General features: G+C 47.8%; 15 protein-coding genes. 13 read left to right on the top strand and 2 right to left on the bottom strand.

All coding sequences use genetic code 11. From position 1 onward, the window contains the following. Positions 1–5: 5 nt before the first annotated feature. The 3 genes from KDC22_RS16810 (at position 6) to pgsA (ending at position 4639) form a co-directional block, all read left to right on the top strand. On the top strand, positions 6–1847 hold the full coding sequence (locus tag KDC22_RS16810; protein ID WP_211719720.1) for a family 20 glycosylhydrolase: 1842 nt from the start codon (positions 6–8) through the stop codon (positions 1845–1847). 27 nt (positions 1848–1874) lie between these two features. After that, positions 1875–3452, top strand: a complete 1578-nt coding sequence (locus KDC22_RS16815) for a glycoside hydrolase family 3 protein (protein WP_211719721.1) — start codon at positions 1875–1877, stop codon at positions 3450–3452. 599 nt (positions 3453–4051) lie between these two features. Next, the gene (pgsA, locus tag KDC22_RS16820; RefSeq protein WP_211719722.1) at positions 4052–4639 is read left to right on the top strand and encodes a CDP-diacylglycerol--glycerol-3-phosphate 3-phosphatidyltransferase; all 588 of its coding nucleotides are present in this window, start codon (positions 4052–4054) and stop codon (positions 4637–4639) included. 233 nt (positions 4640–4872) lie between these two features. Here the strand turns inward: pgsA and KDC22_RS16825 are convergent, their stop codons facing one another. After that, the gene (locus tag KDC22_RS16825) at positions 4873–5424 is read right to left on the bottom strand and encodes a glutathione peroxidase (protein WP_211719723.1); all 552 of its coding nucleotides are present in this window, start codon (positions 5422–5424) and stop codon (positions 4873–4875) included. Positions 5425–5823: 399 nt separating this feature from the next. Between KDC22_RS16825 and KDC22_RS16830 the strand changes: the two genes are divergently transcribed. The 3 genes from KDC22_RS16830 (at position 5824) to KDC22_RS16840 (ending at position 9227) form a co-directional block, all read left to right on the top strand. Then, positions 5824–7686 (top strand): beta-L-arabinofuranosidase domain-containing protein, encoded by a 1863-nt coding sequence (locus tag KDC22_RS16830; RefSeq protein ID WP_211719724.1) that lies wholly within the window; start codon positions 5824–5826, stop codon positions 7684–7686. Between the two features lie 139 nt (positions 7687–7825). Continuing rightward, positions 7826–8455 (top strand): TetR/AcrR family transcriptional regulator, encoded by a 630-nt coding sequence (locus KDC22_RS33775; RefSeq protein ID WP_281424853.1) that lies wholly within the window; start codon positions 7826–7828, stop codon positions 8453–8455. Positions 8456–8474: 19 nt separating this feature from the next. Further along, entirely contained in the window at positions 8475–9227 is a 753-nt protein-coding gene (locus KDC22_RS16840) for a (S)-benzoin forming benzil reductase (protein WP_211719725.1), read from the top strand. Between the two features lie 105 nt (positions 9228–9332). On the opposite strand, the gene KDC22_RS16845 is transcribed toward KDC22_RS16840, so the two are convergent. Beyond that, positions 9333–9569: a helix-turn-helix transcriptional regulator gene (locus KDC22_RS16845; RefSeq protein WP_173137324.1), complete on the bottom strand. Its 237-nt coding sequence runs from the start codon at positions 9567–9569 to the stop codon at positions 9333–9335. 278 nt (positions 9570–9847) lie between these two features. Between KDC22_RS16845 and KDC22_RS16850 the strand changes: the two genes are divergently transcribed. From KDC22_RS16850 to KDC22_RS33450, 7 genes are all read left to right on the top strand, one after another. Continuing rightward, a complete protein-coding gene (locus KDC22_RS16850) occupies positions 9848–11215 on the top strand; it encodes a helix-turn-helix domain-containing protein (protein WP_211719726.1) in 1368 nt (455 codons plus the stop codon). Positions 11216–11403: 188 nt separating this feature from the next. Next, positions 11404–11595, top strand: coding sequence for an aspartyl-phosphate phosphatase Spo0E family protein (locus KDC22_RS16855; protein WP_173137320.1), 192 nt, complete (start codon positions 11404–11406; stop codon positions 11593–11595). Beyond that, the gene (locus tag KDC22_RS16860) at positions 11592–12269 is read left to right on the top strand and encodes a response regulator transcription factor (RefSeq protein ID WP_211719727.1); all 678 of its coding nucleotides are present in this window, start codon (positions 11592–11594) and stop codon (positions 12267–12269) included. Before KDC22_RS16855 ends, KDC22_RS16860 begins: the two co-directional genes overlap by 4 nt. A gap of 173 nt (positions 12270–12442) precedes the next feature. Beyond that, positions 12443–13273 carry a sensor histidine kinase gene (locus tag KDC22_RS16865; RefSeq protein ID WP_246552685.1) on the top strand — a complete coding sequence of 277 codons (831 nt, stop codon included), beginning with the start codon at positions 12443–12445 and terminating at the stop codon, positions 13271–13273. Positions 13274–13365: 92 nt separating this feature from the next. After that, a complete protein-coding gene (locus KDC22_RS16870; RefSeq protein ID WP_211719729.1) occupies positions 13366–14079 on the top strand; it encodes an ABC transporter ATP-binding protein in 714 nt (237 codons plus the stop codon). Beyond that, on the top strand, positions 14076–14861 hold the full coding sequence (locus KDC22_RS16875) for an ABC transporter permease (RefSeq protein WP_211719730.1): 786 nt from the start codon (positions 14076–14078) through the stop codon (positions 14859–14861). The genes KDC22_RS16870 and KDC22_RS16875 overlap by 4 nt, the downstream gene beginning before the upstream one ends. Positions 14862–15193: 332 nt before the next feature. Continuing rightward, positions 15194–15607 carry a hypothetical protein gene (locus KDC22_RS33450; protein ID WP_246552686.1) on the top strand — a complete coding sequence of 138 codons (414 nt, stop codon included), beginning with the start codon at positions 15194–15196 and terminating at the stop codon, positions 15605–15607. Positions 15608–15640 lie beyond the last annotated feature (33 nt).

Consider the following 15640-nt stretch of genomic DNA (forward strand, 5'->3'; position numbering starts at 1 on the left):
GAGCGATGCTGAGCTTGATACCCGAGCCGAAGCAGGTGAGGATTAGAGAAGAGAAGCCTTTACAGATCCGCGAAGGGGTACATCTTCATCTAACAATGGAACAGGAAGATCCCCGGCTGGAGCTGCATTGCCGGCGGGCATTCCCGGATCAGGAAGTTACCAGCGCTGTATCAGGGCAGGGCTATTCGCTGCATATTCAGCAGACCCTGCCGCAACAGACAGGATCTGAAGAGAATGGGCGGGATACAGCACCAGTCAAGGCTGTTGAAGTGGCAGACCTGTCTGTGCTGAACGGCAAGGCGGAAGGGTACCTGCTGGAGGCGGGCGCAAGGGGGGCTATGATCCGCGCGCTGGATGCGCCCGGACTCTACTACGGCTTGCAGACGCTGCTGCAATTGCAGAGCCTGTATGGCGGCGATATTCCTGCCGTGTCCATAACAGACTGGCCCGATACCGCCCTGCGGGTGATGAATTTCGATCTGCGCCAGACGTTCTCGAAGCCGGAGCGGCTAATGGACTATTTGGCGGAATTCTCCCGCTTCAAGACGAACGCCGTACTCATTGAATACGAGGACAAATTCCTGTTCAAGGCGCACCGGGAATTCGCTCATCCACAGCACGCGCTTAGCCGGGAGCAGCTGGAGGCACTCCAGACTGCGGCTCATGAGCATTATATCGAGATTATTCCATTGCAGCAGAGCTTCGGTCATCTGGAGTATGTGCTGCGGCATGACGCCTGGAAGCATCTGCGGGAGACCGAGGAATCTACCGGGGAGATCTGCCCTTCACATCCAGAGACCTATGACTTGATCACCGGTCTGCTTGAAGAGATGATGGATGCTCATCCAGAGTCGCACTATATCCATCTCGGCGGTGACGAGGTGTACAGCCTGTGTGAATGTGAAGCGTGCCGGAAGCAATTCGGCGGCGTGCGGGAGCGGGCGTTCATCTCCTTCCTGAACCGCTTGATTGAATTCACGGCAAGCCGGGGCAGACAGCCCGTCTTCTGGCATGACATGCTGGATAAGTGCCCGCCGGAGGAGCTGGCGAAGCTTGATCCGCGCAGTGCAGCGATGATCTGGATCTATAACGGGCGCAACATAGAAGCAGAGGTTACTGCCTTAACGAATAAGTTCAGGGCACTCGGGATCGAGGTGATGGGTGCACCGGCAGTCCGCAGCTTCGACTGGGCGGAGCATCAGAATTATCCGGTTCTGGACAACCGGACCGACAACCTCTTGCAGTGGGCAGAGACCGCAGAGCGGCTGAACATTAGTTGCATGGTGGCAACGAACTGGACCGGTCCGTTCAGCCTTGGCGTTCCTTATGGCATCTTCGAAACGACCTGGTACCCGATGCTGCTGCATGCCGATCTGGCCTGGAACCGGAGGGCCGATGCTTCCACCTTCATTGACCGTTTCCTGGAGCTGTTCCACGGGATTACTCCCCAGGCTGGTCATGCGCGGCTCGGCAATTACCGGCTGGAGGATTACTACAATATCATCTGGAAGCTGCTGGATGAGGTGCAGAAGAATAAGGATTACGCCGAGCTAATTTCGATCATGCATGAGTTCGAGGTGGCGACAGACCGCTCCAGGGCGATCCACAAGTATGTCTACCGCTGGGAGCTGTACCCGGGCGACAGCGCGGAATGGCGCTCGCTGCGGAATAATTACACGCGCAACCACAACGGGCGGGAAGCAGTCCGGCCCCGGATGCTGAAGGCTCTAATGGAGTATCAGCCCCGCGATATGGCCGAGCATTTCGTGAGTTCCCGGTTCTATCTGCACGATTATCTGGAGCGGACGCTCTATCAGGAGCTGGGGCTTGTCCACAGCGAGAGTTAAACAAACCGACAGGAGGATGGAGCAGTTATGCAGCAGAACGAAGTGAATTCGCTACAAGATCCGGCACCGGCAGCCATGAGCCTGGAGGACAAAATATCCCTGATGTGTGTGGTCGGAACCCCCTCCACGGCAGCAGAGCCGGAATTCCGCGGGCGGATGTCCCGGAACCGGTTCGGAGGGATCGGGCTTTTCCCCCATAACGTGAAGAATGAGAAGCAGACGCTGGAGCTCATGGAGGAAGTGCAGTCGATTACTGGTGATTATGGCCTTCCGCAGCCTTACTATGTCTCGATTGATGAGGAGGGAGGTACGCTCTCCAAGTTCAAATCCTTCTATCCCTACATCCCCGGCAACCGGGCGGCAGGACTAAGCCAAGATCCAGACACCGCCTATCTCCAGGGAAAAATCATCGGCAGCCAGCTACACTCGCTGGGCATCCCGATGAACTGGGCTCCGGTGCTGGATGTGAATACGAACCTTGACAATCCGGTCGTCGGAGTACGTTCCTTCGGCGAAGACCCTGAATCGGTGGCTGCCTTCGGCAAGGCATATATTCAGGGGATGCATGAGGCAGGTGTGGCTGTGACGGCCAAACATTTCCCGGGCCACGGACAGGTCAGCGGCGATTCCCATGTCGTCCTTCCTGAATGCGGACTGACCATGGAGGAATTATTGAACGGGCCGCTGCTACCCTTCATAGCCGCCATAGAAGCCGGGGCGGATTCGATCATGATGGGACATCTCGTATTTCCTAACATTCCCGAGTCGGCAGGACTGCCTGCTTCACTAAGCCCCTTCTTTGCCGGAGACTTACTGCGCAGCAGACTGGGCTTCGAGGGTATCATCTGCACGGATGATATTGAGATGGGAGCGATCCGCAAGCATTTCAGTCCGGATGAGGTGGGCGTACTGGCCGTGCTGGCCGGTAACGATATGATTCTGATGTGCCATACCCCGGAATACCAGGAGCGGGTGATCGCCGGAATCCGCAAAGCCGTTCTGGATGGCGTAATTGACGAATCCAGAATCGACGAATCAGTCATTCGTATCCAACACCTGTATACGAAATTCCGGCAATACCAGGCCGGGGCCCGGCCCATTCCACGGGAGGGCTGGAACGAGGCGGCTCTCCAGCTTGCACGCAGAACGGTCAAGGTCAGCCGCGATCCGCTGCAACTGCTGCCGCTGTCTGCCTCACACCAATATATGCTGATCTTGCCGCAGCAGGAGCAGCTTACCATTGCCGACAACTCCGGCGGCAATGACATCGGTTTGGCCGCGCTGCTGGAAGCCGTGGGCTTGTCCGTGCAGGTGCAATACTGCAGCATGAAGCCCGAAGCCGCTGAAATCGCGGCCTTGTGTGCACAGGCTGCCGGCCGCGTAGTGATTCAGGGAACGCTGAACGCCCATCTGTTCAGCGGGCAGCTCCAGCTTGCCCGTCAGCTCGCAGCCGCCGGACCGCTGCTGAACCTTGTGCTTCGCAACCCGTATGACGATGCGTACCTGCCGCAGAATGCCGGAAGCATTCTGTTATGCTCCACCTCTGATTATTCACTTAAGGCGCTAGTAGAGGTGCTTATGCAGGGAACGGAAGCAGGCGTTTAAGACTATTACGCATCAGATTTAAATCTGTTTATAGAGTCAGACCCTCAGAGGTTCCGTGAAACGAAAATAGATCAACCGGCAAAGGGAATCAACGATAGCTGTAGAATGTACAATTAAAAACAGCGATAGGGCATACGAGCATCGTATACCTGTAGTCTGTACAACTAAATCAGCCCAAAGGGGTGAGAACCAGAAGAAAATGGAGTTTTAAATGTACGAAATACATCTAAACGAATAATTGGTTTGAAATCAGACGTTTTGCTGTACGAAGTGCAATTAAGTCTGCCGCAAGTGCTAAGGGAGCGGTCAGTAGAACTACACATCTGGCACAACCATCACAATAAATAGTCATGCTGTTCAGTGAAAATAAAGAATTAGACTAATCCATTTAAAAAAGCAGCGACAGAACAAGACTTGAAAAATAAAGTCTTAGACTGCCGCTGTTGTCGTTCAACTAACGTTTCCCATGCAACAATCACTATAACTATCGACTCGATGAAAAAGCTTCTTTAAGATAACTCGCAATAAAGCGCATGTATCCTTAACTCATCGTTCCAATATATGGTACAATAAGTGAAGTGCTGTTAAGGAGGAAATCCATGAATTTAGCGAATAAAATTACTATTGCAAGAATATTGTTAATCCCTATTTTCATTTTACTTTTCCCCATATATCCAGATTGGCTGATTTACAAATCTGATGTCATACAGCACATAGATTCCTATGGGATTTATTATGCTACAGCAGTATTTATACTTGCCTCAGTCACTGATAAATTAGATGGACATATCGCAAGAAAATACAATCAGATAACGAACTTGGGAAAACTCTTGGATCCATTAGCGGATAAATTGCTCATTTCAGCGGCGTTGATTTTAATGGTAAATCAACAGTTAATATACTCCTGGATCGCTTTTGCTATTATAGCAAGGGAGATTATTATTACTGGAATTAGAATAGTAGCCTCATCTCAAAAAATCGCTTTACAAGCTGATCAATATGGAAAAATAAAAATGGTATTTCAAGTTGTAGCAATTTCTGCTGTTTTGTTAAATAACGGGCCGTTCAGTTTCATCACAATATTTCCTGTCGACCAAATACTTTTGTATATTGCGTTAATCTTGACTATATATTCTGGTTATAACTACATAAAGAACAACTACCACACGCTAAAACTTGATTCTTAATCCAAAAGTAACATAATTATGTTAAGCAACCGGGTAACGTTAGTTCAATAAACCAACAGTAGTCTAGGACTTTATTTCTCAGTTCAAAACAGCTGTTGGTTTTTATATTGGAGCCCTCAAAACCAGCTCTTATGGGATTCTCTACTGAGAAGTTTGCATCAAATGCGACATAAAACCTCCACTGATCTTGTTCAACTAACCTGCCCATTAACTTAATCGCCGAAACAATTCAATTACTTTAAAAGCAGTCTTTCAATCGCTGGCTGTATTTCAAATGGTTCCGTGGTTGTTTCGTATCTATTACGCACTTGTCCGTTCCGATCAATCAAAAACTTTGTGAAATTCCATTTGACCCCATCCCCAGCGTGAAGGTCAGGATACTTTTCTTGCAGGAAATTCTGCATCCTTTCACCGTTCGAAGACCGGGTATCGAAGCCTTGAAATGGTGCTTGCTTCGTTAAAAATTTAAATAATGGATGAGCAGTCTGACCTCTAACCTCCACTTTCTCAAATAGCGGAAACGTCACTCCAAAGTTGCTTTTATAGTATTCCTGCACTTCTGAGTTGTTCCTGGGCTCTTTCTCATTGAACTGGTTACAAGGAAAACCGAGTATTTCAAATCCCTGTTTACTGTGGCTTTCATAAAGCTTCTGAAGATCAGAGAACTGGCGAGAATAACTACACATGCTGGCAGTGTTAACAATAAGGAGTACTTTTCCGAGGTATATTGACAATTCAATGGTCTTACCACTGATCGTGTTTACTTGAAAATCATAAATTGCCATCAGATTATTCCCCCAACGTTAGTATTATATAAAAACATCTTATGGTGTATTATCTTATTCGTCTAATATATAAATGTAATTAAATCTATAGGAAAAACAAATATATTAACTCACTCAAAAAGTAATTACAAATGGATATTCAGCCATTATTGCTACAGTATCCTGCCTAATGAAGCGGTCGCCTTTGTCCCCGGATTTTCACCGCTAAGGAGAATCAATAAAATCTGAGGAAACAGCGACCCAAACAACGGTCCATTCGCGCAGCGTCCGCTTAAAGTGTCCACGTTGATCTTAGCAGTATGGATCAACTTTATATGAGTATTAATCATTGGATTGATGGAAGCGCTGCTATATACTTTCATTGTGAAATTAATGTCACTAGATTAAGGGGCTGCAGCAATGAGAGAACTTAAGGGCAAGAATGTTGTACTTCAAGATAATGATCTGAAACGCAGGGAAGAAGCAAACCGGCGTTATCTAATGAAACTAACGAATGATAATCTCCTGTTCAACTATAAAGTAGAAGCAGGCAGATATGACGGCAGAGATATTCCAGCGGATGCACACGGGGGCTGGGAGACGCCGGTCTGTCAGATCCGGGGGCATTTCCTTGGACACTGGCTGTCTGCCGCAGCTATGCGGTTTCATGAGACCGGTGATCTGGAGCTCAAGCTCAAAGCGGATCTCATCCTGGACGAGCTGGCGGAATGCCAGAAGGATAACGGCGGACAATGGGCTGCGCCTATTCCTGAGAAATACCTGCACTGGGTCGCCCAAGGCAAAGCGATCTGGGCCCCGCAGTATAATATCCATAAGTTATTCATGGGGCTGGTGGATATGTACCAGTTCACCAGCAGTAAGAAGGCACTAGAGATAGCCGATCGCTTCGCAGACTGGTTCGTGGAGTGGAGCAGTACCTTCAGCAGAGAGAAATTCGATGATATTCTCGACATGGAGACAGGCGGGATGCTGGAAGCGTGGGCGGACCTGCTTCATATTACAGGGAATGATAAATACAAGACCTTGCTGGAGCGTTATTACCGCAGCAGACTGTTCCGCCCGTTACTGGAGAACAAGGACCCGCTGACCAACATGCACGCCAACACTACCATTCCTGAGGTACTCGGCTGTGCCAGAGCTTACGAGGTTACCGGGGAGCAGAGATGGATGGACATTGTCACAGCCTACTGGACATGTGCGGTCACAGAGCGGGGAACGCTGGCCACTGGCGGGAATACGGCCGGTGAAGTGTGGATGCCGAAGATGAAGATCAAGGCCCGCCTCGGTGATAAGAATCAGGAACACTGCACGGTGTATAACATGATTCGTCTGGCAGAGTTTCTGTTCCGGCATACCTCTCATCCGGCCTATGCACAGTATATTGAATATAATTTGTACAACGGAATTATGGCTCAGGCCTACTACCAGGAGTATCACCTGACCGGCAATAAGCATAATAATCCTGCCACCGGGCTGCTTACTTACTTCCTGCCTATGAAGGCTGGGCTGCGGAAGGATTGGAGTACAGAGACCGACAGCTTTTTCTGCTGCCACGGAACGATGGTACAAGCCAATGCGGCATTGAACCGAGGGATTTATTATCAGGATCAGAAGGATGTCTATGTATGCCAGTATTTCCGCTCGGAGCTGACAACTGAGATCAATGGAGAGAACGTGCGCATTCAGCAATCGCAGGATTACATGAGCGGAAGCATGCTGGACTCCTCGAACACCGCCGGACAGCAGGAATTGAATGAGATTACCGCGCTTCACGAGAACCTGCCTGATTATAAAAAATATGATTTTGTAGTCCATACCGGCTCTGCCCAAGCGTTTGGCATCCATTTACGCATACCGGACTGGATCATGTCGGAAGCCGTCATCTATGTGAATGATCAGCTTCACGGAAAATCTGTGGATCACAATGCCTTCTATAGCATCATGCGGAGTTGGAAGGACGGAGACCGGATCAGCATCATTCTGCCGGTCGGCATCCGTTTCATTCCTCTGCCTGACGACGAACAGACCGGAGCCTTCCGGTTTGGTCCTGAAGTGCTGGCCGGAATTAGCGAGCACGAACGGATTCTGTTCACACCGTCAGAGGATGTGACCGCTGAGATCGTCATGGAGAATGAACGGGAGTGGGGCAGCTGGCGCTATTTCTTCAAGACGGCCAATCAGGACCCGGGCATTCAGCTCCGAAGAATCCGCGACATCGGGTATGAACCCTATCAAGTATACTTCACAGTGAAAAAATCATAGGCGCCTTTTCATGGCGTTGTCCTAAAGAGCGATTCTCCATTATTGGAGGGTCGCTTTTGCGTTTGTGGTTTTCGTTTCCCGCTTTTTTTTGAACGATCGGTCGTTAAATTATTGACATTCTAGCTGACTAATTCTTATAATGGAATTAATTCATATCGAAGGGAGGCTGAGGGCGATCAAGAAAAGAGAGATTACATCCAGTCAGATCATCCAGGCAGCCTTTGAGCTGTTTGCTGAGTATGGAATAGACAAGACGAGTCTGGGCATGATTGCCAAAAAAGTGGGGATCACTAAATCCTCCATTTACTATCACTTTGCTACCAAAGAAGAGTTGATCAGCCGGACCTTTCAGCATATTTTTAGAGATCATCATTTCGCAGCGTACTTTGATACTATCTCTGTTAATGAAGACAATTTCACAGAGACGTTAATTCGCGGCGGTCTAAACATGCTGCCAAGCGATGATGAAGAGTATCGTTCAACTTTAAGGGTGCTGAGTGAGTTTGCGATACTGGCCGAGCGGGATGAGCAATTTAGAGCGCCGCTATTGAAAGTTCAACAGGATTTTGTTAACGGTTTTGTTCAACTTTTATCGAAGGGTGCTGAATTCGGGCTTATTGTCCCTTCCACAACCGGGGTTAGCGCTCAGATTCTGGCCCTCCTGATTGATAATTTGTCCAGATGTAAGATGATGAAGATAGAGCTGGACTATCAGCTCATTTGGGAAGAGACGATTCATAGACTGATTATCCGGGAAGATCACAGATAACTTGCGGGGAGCGATAATCTTGAAACATATTATTATTACAGGTACGTCCAGAGGGATCGGCGAAGCATTGGCTCATCAATTAATCAATAAGTCCCACCATCTGATATGCATATCCAGAACGGCTAACCAAGGGATCATCGACCGGGCGAAGGAAATGGATTGCCCCTTGGATTATTTGAAGGCTGATTTAACCGATATTAGGGAGATTGATCCGCTTATCAAAGATATCTTCGGTCCAATAGATCTTGATGCCAGCAATGAAGCCGTGTATCTGATCAATAATGCCGCCATGCTGACTCCTGTAAGCCCAATAGAAATGCTGGAAACGGAGAAAATAATCGAGAATATCCACTTAAATCTGTTAGCGCCGATGGTAATTACCTCCAACTATCTAAAGCTGACTAAGCATATGAATGTGGACAAAAGAATCCTGAATATCTCCTCAGCTTCTGCGAAATACATCTTACCCTCGCAAAGCTGTTACAGTACTTCAAAAACTGGTTTAGACTCTTTTACAAAGAGTATAGACATCGAGCAGAAGCTGGCTACATATCCGGCCAAAGTCGCGGCGGTGTATCCGGGCATGATTGATACTGCTTTACAATCGGATATACGATCCGTAAGCAAAGAGCTTTTCCCGTATGTGGACGAATTCATTCAACTCTCTGAGGAAGGCAAGCTGCAAACGCCGGAATACACCGCATCTAAATTAATTGAAATTCTTGTAAGTGATGATTTCGGAGAGAATGTTATTATTGAGAGCATCGGTTAACGTGGAGAGAAAAGAAAAACCACCAGTGAAGGTTCAGAACCTTCACTGGTGGTTTTTTGCGTATAAAATGAACCTCTTGCCGTGAAAAAAATTGACAATGGACATTCAATTGCCATTTTTTTGCGCATCTGCACTGTGATTTGAGTATTTCCATTCATCTACTTCACGGGGATCAACGCCAAACAAGTGACTGATTAGAAGCGCCAATGTAACATTCGGGAGTACCACACCGTACTCAATATTCTGGTAGTTGCGCAAGGTGCATTTCATGGTGTCATTAATCTGATGTACGATGGATTCTTGGGTATACCCTGCGGCTTTTCGTGCATCCTTTATCCTCAAAATGCAATATCTCCCTCAACTTTTCGGTATGTTTTTATGATAGGGGAGGAAACCAGTTAATTTAACGCTTTATAATACACGAAATATATTGCGTTATAATTTTTTCAGTATATAATATTAGATGTAAACGGATTAAATAGTAAAATATCCCTTTATATTGACCGCCGTTTGATTCAACCTTAGTATCAACTATACGTATGCTTTTAATCCTATTTTATGGAAGGAGGTGTAATGGTTTGGGATCGGTAAATTCTATCCGGGAAGAACTGCTCGCGTACATGAACAGAAATCAAATGATACATTCACATTTTGCCGAGTTATCGGGTATCAATTCAGGTACGCTCAGCCGGATTTTAAAAGGCAACCATCCAATCTCTATGGCACAACTTGTTGCAATTACCGCTGGAATGAAGCTGCCGGAAGACTATTTTTTTGAAGACTACATAGATGAATGCTTCTCTTTTGTAGTCTCCATGAGGCGGATACGACCCTTTATTTTCCGCTCTGCAGAATTAGAACGTTTGGATTGTCTTGAACAGGTTGTGAACCGTCTGCTGGAGGATTTGTCTTATGCATCTGTACTGTTTGAATTCGCTGAACATTTTTATTGGGACAATAAACGCCAAGCTGCAAGGATACTGTATCAAGGTGTGAGCGAAGCCGAGAAGTATCAGCATTCCGAACGGTTAGCGTTATGTCAGTACCGGATATTTCGGATTGAAATAGAAGAACAAGAGGATCTGGAGGAGAAATTATGCGCAGCTGCTCAATTTGAGTTGTATGTAAACCGCTTAGACGCAGCCGATCAGCTCGATGCATTGAAACAGCTAATGCATATTTATGGTCTGGTGCACAAGTGGACAAAAGTAGACGAACTTGCTAAGGAAATGCACAGCATTGCATCCGTTCAATATGAGCTGGAAGGCCGCCGATCTGACACAATAGAAGAAGGGTTGAAGTGTCCTGAACAACCTTTCTACTATTATATCCTGTACGCATACTTAGCCAGATCTAAAACCAGCGAAGCGTGTGGCGATTACGAACGGGCCTTATCCTTTGTACAATTGTATGCAAATGCCGAGCACTGGGTACAGGAGAACGATGAACAATCCCGGCAGATCATTGCACAATTTACGGATTGGGCGGTTGCTAACACTTATCTGTACCGGTTAATGTCCGGAGAATTGGATGTAATACATGAGTATGCAGACTATATAGCGCTTCAAGAGAATGAAATATTTGTGGCAGTGCGTTATATCCTTCAAGCGGCAAATGTATTTAAGCTTAATGTTGACAGCATCTTAGAGCGGTTCGCGCCATACATACCTTATCAATCCAACAAGAGAGAGTTCGGCGATTACAAGCAGGCCATTCTGCAAGAGAGCTATGCGCAATTCCTCATTGATCTGGCGATCTATCTTTTCAATCATAGCAAGAGTAAGGAGCAGGCGTTGAACACTTTATTGAAAGGCTTGGAAATATCCATTACGATCAATAGCAGCAAAAATATCCTTGTCTGTATGACTCTATATGAGCAATATAGGGAATTTGCGGATCAGGAACTGCAGGAAAGATTCAAAAATCTATCAAGTGAGGTGTATCAGCTCAATGCGAAAAAAAGTCTTATTCTTCTTGACGCTCTGTAGTGTTTCAATTGTTATTTCAACGACGTTAACCTTGGTGACTACACTGACGCATGGCTGGGGAACTTAATCATTTTCGCGAAAATATACAAGGGTGCTCTTGAAGTTTCGGGGGCACCTTTTTTTGTGCAATCAAACAGATATCCTATTATCTGTCATAAAATCCTAAGATAGCGTAAAGGGAGGATTCTATGGTGAACAGAAATATGCTCGTACAAGTCCGTATCGAACGTGCCCGTAACCGGCTTCACCTTCTGGCGGAGAAACATCATGATCTTCAGCATCCTGCTGTACTTAAGCAATCCAGGGTATTGGATGAGTTAATTAATCAGTATAATAAGAAGGGAGAGTCACAGATCCATAGAGAGCAGGAAATCACTTGAGAAAAAACGTACTCTATATTGAAGATAATGAGAAAATAGGCCGCTGGGTGAAAGATGAACTGGAACAGCGCGGATTCTCCGTCCGGTGGCTGCTGTCCGGCGAAGGCGCCGAACAAGAAGTCAATGAGCATGACCTCGTTATTCTGGATATTATGCTGCCCGGCTTAGACGGATTCACTGTGGGCAGACGGTTAAAAAAGGCAGCGCCTTCCGTTCCTATTCTGCTGTTAACTGCTAGAACCGCAATCGACGATAAGGTAGAAGGCTTACAATTTGCTGATGATTATCTGACCAAGCCCTTCCATACGGATGAACTGGTTGCAAGATTAGAGGTATTAATCCGCCGGAGCGGCGGAATCACTTCGGACCGTATTAGGCTGGGTACTCATATTGAAGTAGATACGAAGCTTCAGACAGTCTATGACAAGCGCACAGGAGAAGAGATCCTATTGACAGGGAAGCAGCATCAGATCCTAATGTATTTCTTGCGCCATCCTAATCAAGTGCTGCCGAAGGAACAAATCTATGAAGCCGTCTGGGAGGAAGCCTATATCCCTGGCGACAAGACCTTGCTGGTACATCTCCACCGGCTGCGGCACAAGCTGGAGCGTGACCCGGAAGCGCCGGAGATCATTGAGACGCTGAAGGGAATCGGCTACCGGGTGAAGCTATGAAGCAGCCAAGATCCTTATTTCGCCATTTTCTAGAGCTGCACTTTCTGTTTATCCTTCTTCCACCGCTTGTGCTGTTGGTCTTCTCATCATTCTTTGGGTCTTCTGAGCACGAGCCACGGCTCAATACGCTGAACCTATTTTACGTTACAGTGCTATTGTTCACTTGTATTATCGTGGCATTCGTTGTGCTATCCTGGCTGTTCTTCTGGAGACTACGCAGACGTCTGACCCGCTTACAAGAAGCTATGTCCGCTACTCCCGCTGCTGATTCGTGGACAGAGCCTGTCCTAATTCAAAAGGATCGCATGGATGAAATAGACCAGTTGGGCGGTTCTTTCAACCGGATGATCAAGCAGCTTGAAGACAGCCGCAAGCGGGAGCATGAAGAGGAAGGTCTGCGGCACCGGCTTATTGCGAATTTGTCTCACGACTTGCGGACGCCTCTTACCATTCTGCGGGGACATATCACCAGATTAAATAAAGAATCCATAAGTGAAGAAGGACAAGACTCTTTAACAGAGATGAACGATACGATTACAAGAGTCGGAGAGCTGATGGATGATCTGCTGTCCTATACATTGCTTACCTCAGGAAAACATCCTTTTAAGCCCGTCTCCACAGATATTGGACGTTTAGTCAGAGCGTCTGTCGCTGCGTGGTATCCGGTATTTGAAGAACATGACATTCAGCTGGATGTTGATATACCGGCAGAGGAGACCTTTTATTGGGAAGCAGATCCTGGGTGGATGACACGGGTGCTGGATAATGTATTCCAGAATATTGTCCGCCATGCCGCAGAGGGGAAATATGCAAGCATTGTCGTAGATGTAGAACAAGAATTGATCATTGTTGCCGACCGGGGCCCGGGGATGGAACGCTCATCCTATGAACGGGGGGCAGGGATGGGGTTATCCATATCCCAATATATGCTGAACACCATGAAGCTGAAGGCTGACTATACATCCAGTGAAAATGGCACCAGAGTAGCTATTGGCAGAGCTTAACCTAAAAGTAACCCGGAATTAAACAACGTGATCACCGCGATGTAACCTTGCTTCTTTATAATTAGGGCCATAACCGAAAGGAAGTGTTATGGTTGCTAACAATCAATAGCTTAGTCAAACGTCGCGGATCTCAACAAATTCTGTCGGGGATCAGCTTTGAAGCCCGTCCGGGGAGAGTAACAGGCTTCTTGGGGCCAAACGGGGCGGGTAAAAGCTCTACCCTGCGTATCCTGCTTGGACTAGACCGGGCCACCTCCGGCAGCGCGCTCATTCAAGGCAAGCCATACGCAGAATTACATCATCCTCTGGCCACAGTAGGTGCGGCCCTGGACGGCTCCGGCGCTCACCCTATGCGGACAGGACGGGCACATTTGCGCTGGATCGCACGCGCCGCAGGCTTGCCCCGCTCACGGGTCGAGGAAGTTCTGGAACTAACAGGCCTGTCTGACGCCGCCGGCAAAAGGGTCCGGAATTATTCCCTGGGGATGGGAAAAAGACTTGGCATGGCAGCCGCAGTGCTTGGCGATCCCGACATATTGATTTTAGATGAACCTGTCAACGGTCTTGACCCGGAAGGAATCCGCTGGATTCGGACTTTTTTGCGTAAACGGGCAGAGTCTGGACATACAGTGTTATTATCCAGCCATCTAATGGGCGAGCTTGCAGAGACCGTGGATGATGTGGTGATTATTAAGCAGGGAACCATCGTTGCAGCTGGAACCTTGCAGGAAGTAATAGGCCGCCATTCCTCGCTGGAGGAAGCCTTTTTTGCCCTGACAACGGAAAAGGCTGGTGACGGTGTATGAGAGCATTCCAGGCGGAACTATCCAAATTGTTCTCCCTGCCGGGCATTTGGCTGGCCGTGGTTATTGGCGCAGTGGCCCCGGCGGTCATTGCTGCCTTGGACGCTATAGCAGAAAAAGAGGCGATTATAGCTGGAGTCAGCACACGGCTGCCCGAAATGGGCTATAGCGGATTGGGCCTTGGTGTACAAGGCGTTATTATTCTTGGCGTGCTGGCAGTCAGCAGTGAATATGCGGCAGAGAGCAGTGAGACTGGCGGAGGACAACAGATGACCACAAGCTTAACGGCTGTTTCCTCCCGGCTTCATTTCCTGCTGGCCAAAGCAGGCGCTGTGACAGTGATCAGCATCCTGCTTAGTATGGTGGCTATTCTAACCACGGTGTCAGCAACACATCTTATTCTGGGTGAATATACCCCTGCATTTGAAGGATCCAGACTTGCCGGGGCAGTATGTTACTGGACCTTCACGGCACTGTTGGCATTTGGGATGACTTTGCTGACCAGGAATGGCATTATCCCGCTTGCTGTGCTCATTATCAATTCATCCGTTGTATCCTTCAGTGTCCTGCTGCACAAGGTTACCAAGCTTGCTTTTTACTTGCCAGACCGGGCCGGCTTTGAGATGTTTATGTTTACAAGCGGCAGCGCTCACACCCCGGGTACAGGCAGTTTATTTGAAAGTTATCTCACCCCGCTCACAGGCGGCTTAGTCATGTTTGCCTGGGTAGCCGTTATTGTCATTGCTGCAGCTATTGTGTTCCGTAGGAGGGACGTTGCAGCATGAGAGTCTCATCTGGAAGAAGGATCACACCCATCCTTGGTGCTGAGCTGGATAAATTTCGTACATTGCCGTTGATACGGCTCACTCTTATGGGTACATTCATTCTTAATATAGCGCTAACCGCAGCTTTTACTTCTGTGAGTTTACAAGAGACAACAGGAACGCAAAACACTCTAAACACAGGACTTGCTTCAATGGGATATCTTCAGGCAGGGTTTATCATTCTTGGGATCTTGGCCACTTGTTCGGAGTATACCGGCGGGCAGATTCGAACGACTCTAACTGCGATGCCCTGGCGGGGTGTTCAAATATCCGTGAAAATGTTGGCACTAGCGATGATTACCATTCCTGCGGCGTTTATTACTGCTGCTTCCGGCGTGCTATATGCTTTTATCATGCTGGGAGACACTGCATTAATGACGGAAATAGGCACAGTGATACAGACCTTAGCAGGTGCAACTGGCTATCTTACCTTAACCGCACTGCTCAGTGCAGCGGTAGGTGCTATATTAAGACGCACCACCCCTGCCGTAGTGGTGCTGCTCGGTTATTATTTCATTGTCAGTCCATTGTCGAGAGATTGGCTGCGCGGCTATTTGCCGGATAAGGCGGGATATTATATGTATACGCCGCCTTCCCCGGATGCTATAAATGTCCTTACACCTATGCAAGGGACCGGAATTACCATAGCATGGGCATTGATCTTTATTGCAGCAGCGGTGGTAGTATACCGCAGACGGGATGCCTGAGTATCGTTAAATTCCAAGCCTCTGGCCGATTCA

The organism is Paenibacillus tritici (assembly GCF_018207515.1).
In the GTDB taxonomy this organism is placed as follows: domain Bacteria; phylum Bacillota; class Bacilli; order Paenibacillales; family Paenibacillaceae; genus Paenibacillus_AQ; species Paenibacillus_AQ tritici.